General features: G+C 40.6%; 17 protein-coding genes. All 17 read right to left on the minus strand.

The window, feature by feature from the left end; translation table 11 throughout:
* Positions 1-30: 30 nt before the first annotated feature.
* The 17 genes from AXK38_06030 to AXK38_06110 all read right to left on the minus strand — a co-directional run bounded on the left by AXK38_06030 (position 31) and on the right by AXK38_06110 (position 15,819).
* Complete coding sequence (locus AXK38_06030) at positions 31-867, minus strand: transcription antiterminator lact (GenBank protein ID AMH88825.1); 837 nt, start codon at positions 865-867, stop codon at positions 31-33.
* 233 nt (positions 868-1,100) lie between these two features.
* Complete coding sequence (locus AXK38_06035; protein AMH88826.1) at positions 1,101-2,081, minus strand: tagatose-bisphosphate aldolase; 981 nt, start codon at positions 2,079-2,081, stop codon at positions 1,101-1,103.
* A gap of 1 nt (position 2,082) precedes the next feature.
* Positions 2,083-3,012 carry a 1-phosphofructokinase gene (locus AXK38_06040; protein ID AMH88827.1) on the minus strand — a complete coding sequence of 310 codons (930 nt, stop codon included), beginning with the start codon at positions 3,010-3,012 and terminating at the stop codon, positions 2,083-2,085.
* A gap of 10 nt (positions 3,013-3,022) precedes the next feature.
* Positions 3,023-3,538, minus strand: a complete 516-nt coding sequence (locus tag AXK38_06045; GenBank protein ID AMH88828.1) for a galactose-6-phosphate isomerase — start codon at positions 3,536-3,538, stop codon at positions 3,023-3,025.
* A 30-nt stretch (positions 3,539-3,568) separates the two neighbouring features.
* Positions 3,569-3,994 carry a galactose-6-phosphate isomerase gene (locus AXK38_06050; protein ID AMH88829.1) on the minus strand — a complete coding sequence of 142 codons (426 nt, stop codon included), beginning with the start codon at positions 3,992-3,994 and terminating at the stop codon, positions 3,569-3,571.
* A 284-nt stretch (positions 3,995-4,278) separates the two neighbouring features.
* Entirely contained in the window at positions 4,279-4,623 is a 345-nt protein-coding gene (locus tag AXK38_06055; GenBank protein AMH89647.1) for an aldose epimerase, read from the minus strand.
* A 650-nt stretch (positions 4,624-5,273) separates the two neighbouring features.
* Positions 5,274-6,749, minus strand: a complete 1,476-nt coding sequence (locus tag AXK38_06060; GenBank protein ID AMH88830.1) for a PTS galactitol transporter subunit IIC — start codon at positions 6,747-6,749, stop codon at positions 5,274-5,276.
* Between the two features lie 46 nt (positions 6,750-6,795).
* Complete coding sequence (locus tag AXK38_06065) at positions 6,796-7,101, minus strand: PTS fructose transporter subunit IIB (protein ID AMH88831.1); 306 nt, start codon at positions 7,099-7,101, stop codon at positions 6,796-6,798.
* Between the two features lie 38 nt (positions 7,102-7,139).
* Positions 7,140-7,616: a PTS fructose transporter subunit IIA gene (locus tag AXK38_06070; protein AMH88832.1), complete on the minus strand. Its 477-nt coding sequence runs from the start codon at positions 7,614-7,616 to the stop codon at positions 7,140-7,142.
* A 262-nt stretch (positions 7,617-7,878) separates the two neighbouring features.
* Positions 7,879-9,702: an elongation factor 4 gene (locus AXK38_06075; protein ID AMH88833.1), complete on the minus strand. Its 1,824-nt coding sequence runs from the start codon at positions 9,700-9,702 to the stop codon at positions 7,879-7,881.
* A gap of 78 nt (positions 9,703-9,780) precedes the next feature.
* Positions 9,781-10,509 carry a phosphoesterase gene (locus AXK38_06080; protein AMH88834.1) on the minus strand — a complete coding sequence of 243 codons (729 nt, stop codon included), beginning with the start codon at positions 10,507-10,509 and terminating at the stop codon, positions 9,781-9,783.
* Between the two features lies 1 nt (position 10,510).
* On the minus strand, positions 10,511-12,178 hold the full coding sequence (locus tag AXK38_06085) for a DNA repair protein RecN (GenBank protein AMH88835.1): 1,668 nt from the start codon (positions 12,176-12,178) through the stop codon (positions 10,511-10,513).
* 6 nt (positions 12,179-12,184) lie between these two features.
* Positions 12,185-12,616: an arginine repressor gene (locus tag AXK38_06090; protein AMH88836.1), complete on the minus strand. Its 432-nt coding sequence runs from the start codon at positions 12,614-12,616 to the stop codon at positions 12,185-12,187.
* Entirely contained in the window at positions 12,609-13,424 is an 816-nt protein-coding gene (locus AXK38_06095; protein ID AMH88837.1) for a cell division protein FtsJ, read from the minus strand. The genes AXK38_06090 and AXK38_06095 overlap by 8 nt, the downstream gene beginning before the upstream one ends.
* The gene (locus tag AXK38_06100; GenBank protein ID AMH88838.1) at positions 13,417-14,292 is read right to left on the minus strand and encodes a geranyl transferase; all 876 of its coding nucleotides are present in this window, start codon (positions 14,290-14,292) and stop codon (positions 13,417-13,419) included. The genes AXK38_06095 and AXK38_06100 overlap by 8 nt, the downstream gene beginning before the upstream one ends.
* Positions 14,289-14,501, minus strand: a complete 213-nt coding sequence (locus AXK38_06105) for an exodeoxyribonuclease VII small subunit (GenBank protein ID AMH88839.1) — start codon at positions 14,499-14,501, stop codon at positions 14,289-14,291. The genes AXK38_06100 and AXK38_06105 overlap by 4 nt, the downstream gene beginning before the upstream one ends.
* Complete coding sequence (locus AXK38_06110; protein ID AMH88840.1) at positions 14,479-15,819, minus strand: exodeoxyribonuclease VII large subunit; 1,341 nt, start codon at positions 15,817-15,819, stop codon at positions 14,479-14,481. The genes AXK38_06105 and AXK38_06110 overlap by 23 nt, the downstream gene beginning before the upstream one ends.
* Positions 15,820-15,870 lie beyond the last annotated feature (51 nt).

Raw genomic sequence — 15,870 nt, forward strand, 5'->3', positions numbered from 1 at the left:
AATTCTCCTTATGTATTTTTAATTAAATTTTTATGACAATAAACGTTGGATATGTAGAACTAGATAAACTCGTTCACTTTTATACAAATCAAGACCCGTATGTTGCGTAATCACATCATAGATCTTGGAACCAATCTCGAACGCTTTTGGATAGGATTGTTTAATATGATCTTCCATATCCAGAAGTGATTGGTTATCATCTCTAGATCTGTCTAAATAATCCAAGAAATAATTCAAATGTATCATAAAGCGATCATAGAAATGGTTATTCTTTTTAGTTCGTTGAATTGCATAGTCCGTTAAAACTTCTTCAACATTCCTGAGAATTTCTTTCCTCTTATCAATCGACTCCACAAGTTCCACTTCATTTTCACCTTCGGCATTAATGAAATGATAAGCAATCCGAATAATTTCATCCTCAGGAAAATGATCTGCTAGCTTCTGACGGTAAATTTCAAATGCTTCATTTGCGATTTGAAAAGCGACAGGATACTTAGTGGAAATATCTGGCAGATTACTATCCTTGTACCTTCCTTGTGCTAGAGCTTGGTAAGAACAGTAAATATGATCTGTCAAGGTTACGTAGAGATACTCTTGAATCGGATAATGATATTTCTTTGATAGCTTATCAATGATTTCATAGGTCACTGTGATAAAATCAAGCGGAACATCTTTGAGAAGAGCCATAAAGTTTTCTCTGGACTCTTCGGTCTTCATCCGAAAAATTTTCTCAACCTGATGTTCAGCAATCAAATCCCCCTTCTTCTTTCCAAATGCAATCCCCTTACCAATTACAATCACCTCTTCTCCTTTATCATTTCTGACAAGCGAGACATTGTGATTCATTGGATTTAGAATTCGATACATGTCAACCTCCTTTTATATTTTAAAGGTATATGAGTATAAAAAATGACCACAAATGAACTAGAAAATCAGCCGATTTCTAATTCACCTGTGATCATGCCTAATATTACTTAGTAACACTCACCTTGTATTAACTTGTGATTTAAGTATAGCACAAGTAAGTTTTTTTGTAAACCTTTACATACAACTTTTTTTAAAAATTTTTAGATTCATGTTCCTAAACTAGGAGGACTTTCTTACACGCGTTCTTTCCATGAAGTCGCTGTTGTTTGAAGAACTTTATTGAGCTCATCAATGTTTTCAAATCCAGTTGTGCGAAGCCAGTCGCGAGCTGCTGCTTCACCATCTTTGATATATGCTTCAACTGATCCAGCCCATGTAGCACGGCCACAAAGAACTCCGTTAAAGTTTGCACCTGATTCATGAGCAAATACAAGAGTATCTTGGAAAAGTTTAGCTGATACACCAGCACTCAAGTAGATATATGGCAAGTTAGTTGCTTCATCTTGGGCTTTGAAGAAAGCTGCTGCTTCTTCACGTGTGTAAACCACTTCACCCTCAGCGAATCCTTCAACATATTTAATGTTAACAGGAACTTCTACTTTCAAGACATCAATGTTAAAGCGTGGGTCTGAGAAGACTTTCATAGCACCAATAACTTTGTGTGGTTTTACTTTAGCGTATTCTACAGAACCAGCGTCAGCAATTTTTTCATCGTAAGCAAGGATTTCAAGGAAGAATGGGATATCTTCAGCCACACATTCAGAACCGATACGTTCGATGTAAGCTTGTTTTTCTTGGTTGAGTTCGTCTGAGCTATCTACGTCATAGTAAAGCAAGAATTTAACTGCATCTGCACCTTCTTCTTTAATACGTTTTGCAGACCAAACATCCAAGCAGTCTGGCAAGCGTTTTGTACTTGTTGTGTCATAACCTGTTTTTTCATAAGCAAGGAGAAGACCAGCTTTTTCATCAAGAGCTTTAGTTGCTGGAAGTCCATACTCAGGGTCAAGAAGCATAGATGAAGCGTATTTGGTCAATTCATCTGCTACCAAGACTTTAAGTTCTTCCATTTGAGCCACTGTTGGTTCTTCTGTTTGGTGTTGAGCCATAAGGCGTTTCAAAGCACCACGTTGGTCAAATGCAAGAGCTGAGATGATACCATTTTCATCAGAAAGTTTTTCTAAGCGTGCACGTTTTTGTTCTGTTAAAGCCATTTTATACCTCTTTTACTATTAATTGATCATATAGAGCTTGATAGTTGGCCATGTTGACATGACCAGTCATTTTTTCTTGAGCATTGAGCATACCAAGGACATTTGCCTTGATGAGTAATGCTGCATCCGATTCTTTGTGAAGCAGTCCTGAAGAAATTCCTGCCACAGTAGAGTCTCCAGATCCGACAGGGTTGACCACCTGAATTCTAGGAATATCTACCTTGTAGAAAGTGTCACCATGTTTGGCAAAAGCACCGTTGGCACCAAGTGAAACGATAATCCATTCAATACCTGCAAACAAAGGTTCTTGAAGGACTTCTTTTAATTCATCCAAATCCTCAGAAACTTCTCTTCCTAGAAGTTGAGACAATTCTTCATTATTTGGTTTGATGACTGTTGGTTTATGTGGTGATTCAAGAACCGCCTGAAGTGCTGCACCAGAGCAGTCCAAGACAACAGGCTTGCCAGCTTGATTAGCAAGTTCTACCAAGCTCGCATAGTAATCAACTGGAAGGCCAGCTGGCAGACTACCTGAGATAGCGACTACTTCAACTGACTCCAAGAGTTTTTTGAAATGTTCCAAAAAGTCTTGACCTTCCTGTTCCAATACTTCAGGACCTTTTTCAAGAACTTCTGTTTGGTTATCTCCATGAAGAATAGCGATACAGTTACGAGTTTCCCCCTGAATTGAGAAGAAATCTTTTTTTACTTGATTATCGATATTTTCAACCAAAAACTCACCAAGTTTACCACCCACTAAACCAGTAGCAAGAACAGAATCCCCAAATTCTGAAAGTACTCGGGTAACATTGAGTCCTTTACCACCAGCCGTTTTGGTTACATCCACCACACGATTGACAGTATCAATCTTCAACTCATCCAAGGGATAGGAAATATCGATGGATGGGTTCATTGTGACTGTTAAAATCATAGGTCACCTCTTAGTCGTGGTATTCTCCGCGATCCCATTTTTCAAGGAATTCAGTGAAGAAGTTTGCGTCTGTTTGTTGAGCATTGTGACTTTCAACGTGTTCAATTTTCGCAATCAATTTCTTGTTTTCTTCAGATGGTTTGTATTCAGCATGGATGAAAGCTTCAATGATATCACACATGAGCAATTCTCCAGTAATCTTACCACCAAAACCGATAACGTTAGCATTCAATTGTTCTTTAGCATAAAGTGCTGTTGTCATATCACGAACCAAGGCAGAACGAACACCTGGAACTTTATTTACAGCGTTGTTAATACCAACACCAGTACCACAGATACATACTCCAAGATCAGCTTGACCGCTAGTTACAGCTTCCCCTACTTTTTTACCAAAGATTGGGTAGTGAGTACGTGTATGGTCATATGTACCAAAGTCAATGACTTCATATCCTTTTGATTTCAAAAATTCTGAAACCGCCATTTTTTCATCTGTTACGATGTGATCACATCCAATTGCAATTCTCATTTTTAACTTACCTTTCTTACTGTAATCTAATTAGCACATTTTGTTCAACATATCAACACGAATTTGGTGACGTCCACCATCGTATTTACCGTTAACAAATCCTTTAGCGATGTTTTTAGCTAATTCATCACCAACAAGTTGTGCACCCATAGTGATCATACGTGAGTTGTTGTGACCACGAGTCATATAAGCTGAACGTTCGTCAGATACTTCTGCAGCGACCATTCCTTTGATCTTAGTTGCAACCATAAATGGACCAGCTCCATAAGCATCAATCACGATACCAAGGTTTTGTTCTTCTTTGTTTACTTCTGCAGCAACAGCAAGAGTCACATCGACAAAGTCTTGACCTTCAGCTGTAACATCCACAACGTGGAAGTTTTCTTTTTCCAAGAAGTCTTTCACAACTTCTTTCAATCTCAAACCTGCAGCATCTGCACCGATAACAATAGACATATTGTATACTCCTTTTTATTTTTCTAGGCTAGTAAAACCTCTTATAGTTAGCAGTTTACCTACAAAAGCTTTCTAGCAGTTTATTGACAAATTGGATTGAATGAGATGAATGACACCTTATTCAAGTTTAGGAAACCAGTTCCCTAGAAATAATCTTTCTCCACGCAAGAGAATATAACAAGTGATTGTTTGTTTGTTACAAACATCATTTGTTGCTTACAAACATAATATACTCCTATTTCCTGAAAAAGTCAACAGTTAATGTTTGTTTTTGTGTTTTTTAACTAAAAAATTTCGATATCAAAACCAATTTGATCTACTTGACCAGGTTCTAGGAGACGAACATTCTTCTTATCTTCTAGATGATCTCCTTCTTCAAGAGATGTTGACAAGCCTGACCATGGTTCAAAAGCAATGAAAGGTCCCTTGTTCAAAGTTGACCAGACAATGAGGTTTGGAAACTCTGCAAAGTGCACTTTCAACCCTTTATCATATTTACGAGAACGAAGGGCAATTGTTCTAGATTGTAATTCATCTAAAGTAACTGCATCTGTGCTAAACAAATCATAGCTGAGGTCTACTTCTTTTTGACCTTCTAGCCATGGACTTCTGTCTTGGAAATCCAACATACCTGTTTCTGGGAAAGGACGTGGAACAGAACAAGTTTCTGCTTTCTCAAACTCTAAATAGTAATCTTCATAGTCTTCATCATCAAGTAGAGGACAATTAAAGCCTGGGTGCCCACCAATAAAGTAAGGCATGACCTTGCTACTTTCTTTGTTGAAAATCTTGTATTGAGTTCGTACTGTCTTACCAGTAAGAATATAAATGATTTCTAGGCGGAAATGATAAGGATAGTTTTGATAGCTATTCTCATCGTCTTCAATTGCAAAAGTTACACTCTTGTCTGTCTGTTCAACTAAGTCAAATTCTTTCTTGCGAACCAAACCATGACGAGGAATCTTTCCTTTACTTTCTGGCCCTTTCTCATCTATATAGAGGGCTGTATCCTCTCTCAAAGAACCACAAATGGGGAAGAGAACAGGAGCTTGTCCACTCCAATAAGTAGCATCTCCTTGCCACAAATACTCCAGACCTTCAGCATCTTTTATAGAAGAAAGAGCCCCGCCAAAACTGTTAAATTGAACACTTAATTGTTCTGATTTTAATTCAATTACCATTATTTTCTCCGATTTCTTGATAGTTTATAAAAAACTAGGCTGTCACTCCTAATGGTATGACAACCTAGTTTCAACAATTTACATTTTATAGGAGCGCATTATTTTGCTTTTGCTGCGTACTCTTCGTTACGTTTAATCATTTGTTTTCTGTACCAAGCAAAGATACCGATATAGAATACAAGGAAGACTACAGCACCAAGGATTGCTTTGATATCACCTGTTGTAGTGTTACCAATTGTCCAACCAAGAAGTTTTTCGATTGGTCCTTCAAGAGTTGAGTGAGTAATCAATTGAGTTTGGCTCACACCTTCTGGGAAGGCACCTACACCTTTAGCAAGTTCTGTTGCAAATGGTGCAATAAGTGTACCTGAAAGAAGGAAGAGTGGCAACAAGAGAGTTCCGAAGATAATCATACGGAGCAATTTACCACGTGTTACAACCAAGAGAGCTGGAGTAACACCCATAGCGATGATACCTGCAAGTGGCAAGATACCATTTCCGACTTTTGAAAGAAGTACTGCTTCAACCAACATGATTGGTGCAAGTACGTTGGCACAAGCCCAGATTTCAGCACGACCAGCGATGAATGGCCAGTCAAGACCGATGTTGAATTTACGTCCTTCCAAACGTTTAGTAGCGACGTTTGTAATACCTTGTGAAAGTGGTTCTACGGCAGCGATGAACCAAGAACCGATTAGTGAGAAGAGTTCCAAAGCTACACCGGCTGTCAAACCAAGAGACAACCAACCTTTGATAACTTCTTGCCAGTTTGCAGCATCTTTAAGTCCTTCAACAGGATGTGGAGTCCCCATCAAACCGATGACGATACCAAGGATGAAACCGATGAAGAATTTAGATCCCCAGAAACCGATTTTCTTGTTCAATTTAGCAGCATCAAAGTCATATTTATCAAGACCTGGGAAGAATTTTTCAAAAATCTTATCCAAAACCATGATAACTGGGTTCATCATGTAGTTCATGTGAGTTGAAGTCATTGGTGATGAACTTGGTGCGTTAAGAAGATCGTCGAATGTAGGTTTCATCAAGTCAGAGTTGATAATTTTAAGAACCCCAACAAGAACAACTGCTGCAGTCGCAATGAAGAGTGAAACTCCTTGGCTAACGCCATTGTTGTCTGCATACCATTTAATCAAAAGACCTGTGATAGACAAGTGCCAGATATCGAAGATATCAACGTCAAGTGTATCAGTTTTCTTCATAGCAAGCATCACTACGTTGACAATCAACATGATGAGCAAGAAGTAAAGTGTCCAAGCAGAGCCCCAAGTGATTGTAGCAAGTGGTGCCCAACCAACGTCGGTGATGTTCAATTGAATACCAGTATTTTCAACGAATTTTGCAAGTGATGCTGAGAAAGCACCATTTAGCATACCGATGATAGCACCGATACCAGTAAGAGCGATGGCAAGTTTGATACCACCTTCAAGCGCTTTGGAGAATTTCACTCCAAAAAGTAGAGCCAATACTGTCAAAATGATCAGCATGATGATTGGTCCACCCATGTCCAAGATAGGTTTGAACAGCTTATTGGCTAGTTCGATAATGACATCCATAATAGTTCCTCCCTTTTTATATTATATGAATGTTAACAAATTAGAATTAGCTTAACCCGTGTTCTTTAATGGCTGCTTCAATATTGTCAAATACTGGAGCACTCATAGCTGGGATACGGAATAAGATTGGTCCAGCTTCGATAACTGGAATACCTGGATCAAAACCAAGATCTGTAGCAGCAATTGGTGTGAAGATGTCATAACCTTTGATAAGATCTTCATTAACGTCTTTGACCATGACCGCATCACAGTGAACATCAAAACCGCGGTTTGAAAGTTCTTCTTCAAGAGCACTTTTAATTTGATGGCTTGAGTTAACACCTGCACCGCAGGCAGCAAGAATTTTAATCATATGGATTTCCTCCGATTTAATATTTTTAATAGACAAGATTAAGCGGTTGCTTCAGCTATATAAGCATAGAGAGCTTCTGGTTCTGAAATTTTTGATAGGTCTTCAAGATGACCATTTCCAGTAAAGAAGTCCATCAACTGAGCAAGAATGTTGGTTTGACTTGAACTTGAGTTATTAATGATAAAGAAGAGCAAGGATACCTCTACTTCCTTATCTGGTGCAATCATATTGTGGAAAGTCACCGGTTTCTCTAATCGAACAACCACAACTTTTTCGGCTAGGTTATGAACAATATCTGTGTGAGGAATAGCCACATTCGGCAAATCCTTACCCAAAAATTCCATATCTAAGCCAGTTGGAAATGACTTTTCACGCGTGATCAAGGCTTCACGATAGGTTGGAGTTACGATTTCTCGTTCTTCCAATAAGGTAGCTACCTGATCAAAGAGATGTTCTTGATTATCCGCTTCTAAGCAAAACACAAGGTTTTTGTCAAAGAAATGATCTAATCCCATAAGGTTCTCCCTTCTTTCCATTAACTTTATGCTATAAGTATAACACTATATGAAATCGTTGTCAATATTTTTCTGTTCTTTTTTTGTCTCTTTTTATATATTTTTGTTGTTTTTATAGTTTGTTATATAAAAACAAACATATAAACAAACATCCAAAACATTTCTTATGTGCCAGAATCGAAAAAAGCAGACCATTTTAGTCTGCTTTACTATTGATTCTTATATAAATTTCCTGTAAACAAGGAAAAGTAATTATGATAACTTATTCTTCATCCATACTCAAGACGCTAAGGAAGGCTTCTTGTGGTACTTCAACTGAACCGATAGCTTTCATGCGTTTCTTACCAGCTTTTTGTTTTTCAAGGAGTTTGCGTTTACGAGAAACGTCACCACCGTAACACTTGGCAAGTACATTCTTACGAAGGGCCTTGATATCAGTACGAGCCACGATCTTGTGTCCAATTGCTGCTTGAATTGGCACCTCAAATTGTTGACGAGGGATGATTTTCTTGAGCTTATCAACGATGAGTTTCCCACGTTCGTAGGCAAAGTCCTTGTGAACGATAAAGCTGAGGGCATCAACCTTGTCTCCATTGAGAAGGATATCCATTTTGACTAGTTTAGATGGGCGGTACTCTGACAATTCATAGTCAAAGCTTGCATAACCACGTGTCGAAGATTTAAGTTTATCAAAGAAGTCAAAGACGATTTCAGCAAGAGGAATTTGATAGATAACATTAACACGATTGTCATCAATATAATCCATAGTCACAAAGTCCCCACGCTTGCGCTGAGCCAATTCCATTACTGCTCCGACAAACTCCTGCGGTACCATGATTTGAGCTTTAACATAAGGCTCTTCAATGGTTGCAATCTTAGTTGGGTCTGGAAATTCAGATGGGTTAGAGACGTCCATAGACTCCCCGTCGGTCAAATTAACTTTGTAAATAACAGACGGAGCTGTCATGATGAGGTCGATGTTGAACTCACGCTCCAAACGTTCTTGAATTACATCCATATGGAGAAGCCCAAGGAAACCACAACGGAAACCAAATCCAAGTGCCTGAGATGTTTCTGGTTCAAACTGCAAGCTGGCATCATTCAGTTGCAATTTTTCAAGTGCTTCACGAAGGTCATTATACTTGTTTGATTCGATTGGGTAGAGACCCGCAAAGACCATAGGATTCATCTGCTTGTAACCATGTAATGGTTCTGCCGCAGGGTTGGTCGCCAAGGTAACGGTATCCCCCACACGAGTGTCCTGAACCGTCTTGATAGAAGCCGCAATATAACCAACGTCACCAGTCGCAAGGAAATCACGACCAACTGCTTTTGGTGTGAAAATACCAACTTCCGTAACATCAAAAGTCTTGCCATTGCTCATAAGCTGAATCTTATCACCAGGTTTAACCACTCCATCCATAACACGCACTTGGAGGATAACCCCACGGTAGGCATCGTAAACAGAGTCAAAAATCAAGGCTTTGAGTGGTGCCGTCACATCACCTGTTGGCGCTGGCACTTTTTCTACGATTTGCTCAAGAATTTCTTCGATACCGATACCAGCTTTTGCTGATGCTAAGACTGCTTCGCTGGCATCTAGACCAATGACATCTTCAATCTCTGTACGCACGCGCTCAGGATCCGCTGCTGGCAGGTCAATTTTATTAATGACTGGCATGATTTCCAAATCATTGTCCAAGGCTAGATAAACGTTGGCAAGGGTTTGAGCCTCAATTCCTTGGGCAGCATCAACCACCAAAATAGCACCCTCGCAGGCAGCTAGCGAACGTGAAACTTCATAGGTAAAGTCAACGTGCCCTGGCGTGTCAATCAAGTGGAAAATATAAGTTTCTCCATCTTTTGCAGTATAATTGAGCTCAATGGCATTGAGTTTAATGGTAATCCCACGTTCTCGCTCTAGATCCATGCTATCTAAAAGCTGGGCCTGCATTTCACGACTGGAGACTGTCTCTGTCTTTTCCAAAATGCGGTCTGCTAGAGTTGATTTCCCGTGGTCAATATGAGCGATAATAGAGAAGTTACGAATCTTCTCCTGTCGTTTTTTTAATTCTTCTAAGTTCATGATTCTCTTCCTTTCAGGGTATTTATTTATTATAAATTGTTTTTGATATTTTGACAAGACCATACCCTGCTAGGAGTACTAATCTTCAGCGACAAAGCCGTCATTTTCAATAAAGTGATGTTCTGTCATTCCTTGGTCAGTAAAGACAATCCCATGAAGGGCACCACCATAGACAGCTCCTCCGTCCATGCCAATCTTGCCATCTTCTGTAGTCCAAAGCTCAGCTGTACCACGCTCTTGCTTTAACAAACTATAGACTGGTGTATGACCAAAGACAATGATTTTTCCAGTATGATTTTCGGCTTCGTGGAATGGTTTTCTAAGCCATACTTTTTTATAATCTGTGGTTTCATGCCAGTCATCCAAGGTCAAGTCAATACCTGCGTGAACAAAGATATACTTATCTGTCTCTACCACAAATGGCATTTGACGAATAAATTCGACCAAATCTGCTGCTTCAGTGGCAACACGCTTGGCATCTTCTACTCCATCAACTGGGGCATCCAAGGGACGACCTAGGATAGAGTTAATAGTTGTATCTCCACCATTGCGACGATAGTGGTCATAGCTTTCTTCTGGGTCATCGAGCCAAGTCAAAAACATATACTCGTGATTTCCTGACAAACAGATTGCCCCTTTATTATCAACTAAGTCCTTAACCATCTCTAGAACACGGCGACTATCCTCACCTCGGTCAATCAAATCCCCTAGAAAGAGCAACTGAGTCTGACCGTCCCATGTTTTGAGAAGGTTTTCTAGCATCCCAGCTTTTCCATGAACATCTCCAATTACATAATAGTCTGTCATCTTATTTCTCCCTGTTTCTCAACAATTCTCTGGCTTGCGTTAGGGCTGCTTCCGTCACATCATCACCTGCCAACATCTTGGCAACTTCCTCCACTCGCTCTTCAACCGTCAAGAGTCGAACAGTCGAAACCGTTGAATGCTCATTGCTAATCTTCTCAATAAAGAATTGATAATCCGCAATCGCAATCACTTGTGGCAAATGGGAAATAGCAAGGACCTGGCCATGCTGGCCAATCTTGTGAATCTTCTGCGCAATAGCCTGAGCTACACGACCTGAAACTCCCGTATCCACCTCATCAAAGACAATGCTAGTCTTACCTTCTTTACGTGAAAAGGCAGATTTAATGGCTAGCATGAGACGAGATAATTCCCCACCAGATGCAACCTTGACCAAGGGTTTAAAGTCTTCGCCAGGGTTGGTTGAAATGTAAAACTCAACCGTTTCATTGCCCTCACGACTGAATTTGCTCTTGCTAAAACGAACCTGAAACTGGGCTTTTTCCATATAAAGGTCTTGCAGTTCTTGCTTAATCTCAGCTTCGAGTTGTTGGGCCAAATCATGACGAGCAGATGCAAGCTGACCTGCCAAGTCGACAAGATTGACTTCCAATTTCTTAAGCTCTGCTTCCATGTCTTCAGACGAAAGGTTATTGCCTGTCAAGAGATTGTATTCATCCGTAATCTTGGCAAAATACAGCAAAACATCATCTACAGTCCCACCATACTTACGGGTAATAGTATGAAGGAGATCCAAACGATTCTCGACCTGCATAAGGCGATTACCATCAAAATCAAGATCCTCAATAATAGTTTCCAAACGTTTGCTAATGTCTTCTAAGACATAGTAAGTCTCAGATAGAGAGCTTGAAATTTCACGGTATTCAGGGTCATACTCTTCAACACTTTCCATGTCATTCATAGCCGAACGAACATTGGCCAAACTTGAAAAGTCTTCATTGTCCAACATACTGTAGGCATTGGTCAGCGTATCTGCAATATTTTTATGGTTAAGGAGTTTATCTCGCTCTTGATTGAGAGCCAAGTCTTCTCCAGCCTGCAAGTTTGCTGCCTCAATCTCTGCCATTTGAAATTCCAACATTTCAATACGAGCCTTGTGTTCCTGTTGGTTTTTCTTGACTTCCAGAACCTGCTTGCGCATTTTTCGATAGGCATCAAAACTCGTCTGGTAGGTTTCTTTCAAGTCCCAAAAAGCTGCATCGCCAAATTCATCCAACATCTGGATGTGCAGTTGAGGACGCATTAATTCTTCTTGGTCATGCTGACCATGAATATCTACAAGATGTTGCCCAATAGCACGCAAAACCGACAGATTAACCATCTGACCATTCACACGGCTGATACTACGACCATTTTGCAGAATTTCCCGACGGATGATAATCTCATCACCCAATTCTAAACCTTGCTCATCAAAAATTTCCTGTAAAAGGCGACTATTTTCAACTGAGAAAAGCCCTTCAATCTCTGCCTTTGGTGCACCATGACGAATAACATCTGTCGTCGCACGAGCTCCCAACATCATATTCATGGCATCAATGATAATCGACTTCCCTGCGCCTGTTTCACCAGTCAGGACAGTCATTCCCTTTTCAAAATTGAGGGAAATAGCCTCAATAATGGCAAAGTTTTTTATCGAAATTTCAAGTAACATATAGACCTACCAATTTTTTACTTGTTCAAAGATTTCCTCAGCTAGACTTTCACTTCTGGCAATGACTAAAATCGAGCTATCATCAGCCAAACAGCTGAAAATCTTGTCCGCAAAAGTCTCGATTAACTGAGCTTTTACAAAAGCAGTATTTCCTGGGATAACCTGGAGATTGATCATCTTTTCCATCAATTCAGCAGATTCGATATTGTCTTCAGCCAATTGCAAACTTTTTACGATTGATTTAGGCAATTCATAGACATAAGTATTGTCTCTCAAAGGAATTTTGACAATACCTAGTTCTTTGATATCTCGTGATACCGTTGCCTGAGTGGCAGTGATGCCTGCCTCTTTCAAATGTTCTACGATTTCTTCCTGCGTACCGATTTGATAATCTGTCACAAATCGTCTAATGTTTTCAAGTCTCTCTTTTTTATTCATTTTTAAATTGACTATGCGCCCTCTCTACTACTTCTTCAATCTCAGCAAGAACCTGATTACTTGCTGACTCTTCTTTTTTCAAATACGCTAAAAACTCAATATTTCCATGACCTCCTTGGATAGGAGAAAAGTCCAAACCAAGGACTGCAAAACCTTCCTCTACTGCCATAGATGTGACAGATTCAAGGACATTCTGATGAACCTTAGCATCTCGAATAATTCCATTTTTTCCAATCTGCTCACGTCCTGCTTCAAACTGAGGCTTAACTAGAGCCACGACCTGACCTTGATCTGCCAAGACTCGATGCAAGACTGGCAGAATCAAACTGAGGGAAATGAAACTCACATCAATACTGGCAAAGCTCGGTTCCTTTTCGAAATCAGTCTTTTCGGCATAGCGGAAATTAAACTGCTCCATGCTGACCACTCGTGGGTCTTGGCGTAGTTTCCAAGCCAACTGATTGGTGCCGACATCGACTGCAAATACTAACTCAGCACCATTCTGCAACATGACATCGGTAAAGCCTCCAGTAGAGGCACCGATATCAATCGTTGTTGCCCCTTCTACTGACAAATCAAAGACCTGCAAGGCCTTTTCCAATTTCAAGCCACCACGGCTGACATACTTGAGTTTTTCACCCTTAAGTTTTAGCTCGGTATCGTCTGGGATTTTCTCTCCTGGTTTGTCAAACCGTTCTCCATTCAGGACTGCTACTACTAGTCCAGCCATGACACCGCGCTTGGCCTGTTCTCGCGTTTCAAACAAGCCCTGTTTATAAGCTAGTACATCCACTCTTTCCTTAGCCATTAATTCTCAAACTTTCTACTACACTTACAATCGATTCTATCTCAAAAGGAACCTGCTGGGCAATTTCTTCTAATTTGGCATTAGCTTGATCCAGAGTTTGGTTACAAAAGGCAACAGCCTCTTCCAAGCCCAACAAGGCTGGGTAGGTTGACTTTTCTGCCTGCAAGTCCTTTTGCGGTGTCTTGCCTATTTCCTCAAAACTAGCTGTCACATCTAGCACATCGTCTCTAACTTGAAAAGCCAGTCCAATCAATTCGCCAACAGTTTTCAGTTTTGCCTGTATTTCAGGAGCCAATTCAGCTATAATAGCAGCTGCTTGGAAAGGAAAGGCTAGTAATTTTCCAGTCTTATTGGCATGAATGGTCTGAAGTTCTTTCAAGGACAAATGTTGGTGTTCGCCTTCCATATCCAAAACCTGCCCTGCCACCATACCCAGACTACCTGAAGCAAGGGATAAGTTGGCAATCAAGTCCACCTTGATCTGACTTAGCAAATCTGCCTGCGCTATCAAGGCATAGGGATCTAGGAACAAGGCATCTCCAGCCAAAATCGCCATAGCTTCACCGAACTTCTTATGATTGGTCAAACGTCCCCGACGATAATCATCATCATCCATGGCAGGAAGGTCATCGTGAATCAAGCTCCCTGTATGAATCATTTCCAAGGCCGCAGCCACCTGCGCGTGAGCAGGTTTGATGGCAACTTGCAAGGCTTCCAAAACTTCCAACAAGAGAAAAGGGCGAATACGCTTACCACCAGCATGAATGGAATAGAGAACAGACTCTCGCAAACTAGAGGCAAATTGCTGGTCTCCATAAAAGTCTTCCAAAGCCGACTCAACAAGAGCTAATTTTTCTTGCTTCTTCATTCAAAATCACTTTCTGTTCCGTCTTCTTGCATGACCTTGACCAAGGTCTTTTCAGCCTTGTCCAGCGTCGCTTGGAGCTCCTTTGACAAGACCATTCCCTTTTGAAAGGCCGCAATCGCATCTTCCAAAGCAATTTCACCATTTTCCAAACTTTGGACAATGGTCTCCAGTTCTGCTAGATTTTCCTCAAATTTCTTTTGTTTTGACATCTTTAACCTCTAATTCTACTTGACCATCTCGCATCAAAAGCGTTACTTGGTCTTTCTTCTTCAAATTCTCAACCGAATCGACTACTGACTCTTCTTTTTTGACAATTGCATAACCACGCGCCACGATTCGACTGGTATCCAGCATCAGCAGGGCTTCTGAAAGTCGCTTAACCTCAGAAACCTTGGCATCATAAACCAGCGCCATTTGGCTACGTAAGAGCTTGTCCAACTGACCTAGGCGGTCTTGATAACGCTGGATTTTGGTAACAGGTGATAATTGGACCAGTTGATGCGTCCTTGATTGAACTAGTTGGTTGCTATCAAAAATCCGTGTTCGCAAACTTTGTTTTAAGCGCAGTTGTAGTTGGTCCAAACATTGCAAATAGCCATCATACAAGCGCTCTGGCTGTCTAAAGATGACTGACTGACTGCATTTTTTCAAAGCTTCTTGTTTCTTAGATAGGACATTTCGGACTGCTGTTGCCATCCGTTTTTCTTGATTTTGCAAATGGGCTAATAGATCCAACTTGGTCACTGGTGTTGCTAGTTCAGCTGCAGCTGTCGGCGTTGCAGCCCGTCTATCTGCCACAAAATCCGCCAAGGTCACATCCGTCTCATGCCCCACACTAGAAATAACTGACAGACGAGATTCAAAAATAGCTCGTACCACAATTTCTTCGTTAAAGGCCCAGAGATCCTCGATGGAACCACCACCACGACCAATAATCAGCAAATCCAAATCGTCACGTTGATTAGCACGCGCGATATTTCGAGCAATTTCCTCCGCAGAACCATCACCTTGCACCTTAGTCGGATAGAGGAGAATATCAACACCAGGAAAACGTCTGCTGACGGTCGTGATAATATCTCGAATAACGGCTCCACTACGACTTGTCACTACACCAATTCGCTTAGAAAATTGGGGAAGAGGTTGCTTGAAGCGTTCTTGAAACAGACCTTCTTCCGTCAATTTTTTCTTGAGTTGTTCAAACTGAATCGCAAGCGCCCCAACCCCATCAGGCTCAGCCTTTTCAATGATAATGGAGTAGCTACCACTTGGTTCATAGACCTGTACACGCCCAATCACATTGATCTTCATTCCTTCTTCAAGGTCAAACCCTAATTTCTGATAAATCCCAGACCAAATAGTCGCTTGAATGACTGCATGGTCATCCTTTAGGGAGAAATATTGGTGAGTAGGTCGTTTACGAAAGTTGGAAACTTGACCAGTTAAATAGACCCGTTCCAAGTAAGGGTCTTTATCGAATTTCATTTTCAGATACTTGGTCAAAGTTGTTACCGATAAATACTTTTCCATCTCCACCTACTACTCATTTCCTTGCTCTTTCATGGGTATTATTATACCAAA

The sequence above is a fragment of the Streptococcus mitis genome, assembly GCA_001560895.1.
In the GTDB taxonomy this organism is placed as follows: domain Bacteria; phylum Bacillota; class Bacilli; order Lactobacillales; family Streptococcaceae; genus Streptococcus; species Streptococcus mitis_Q.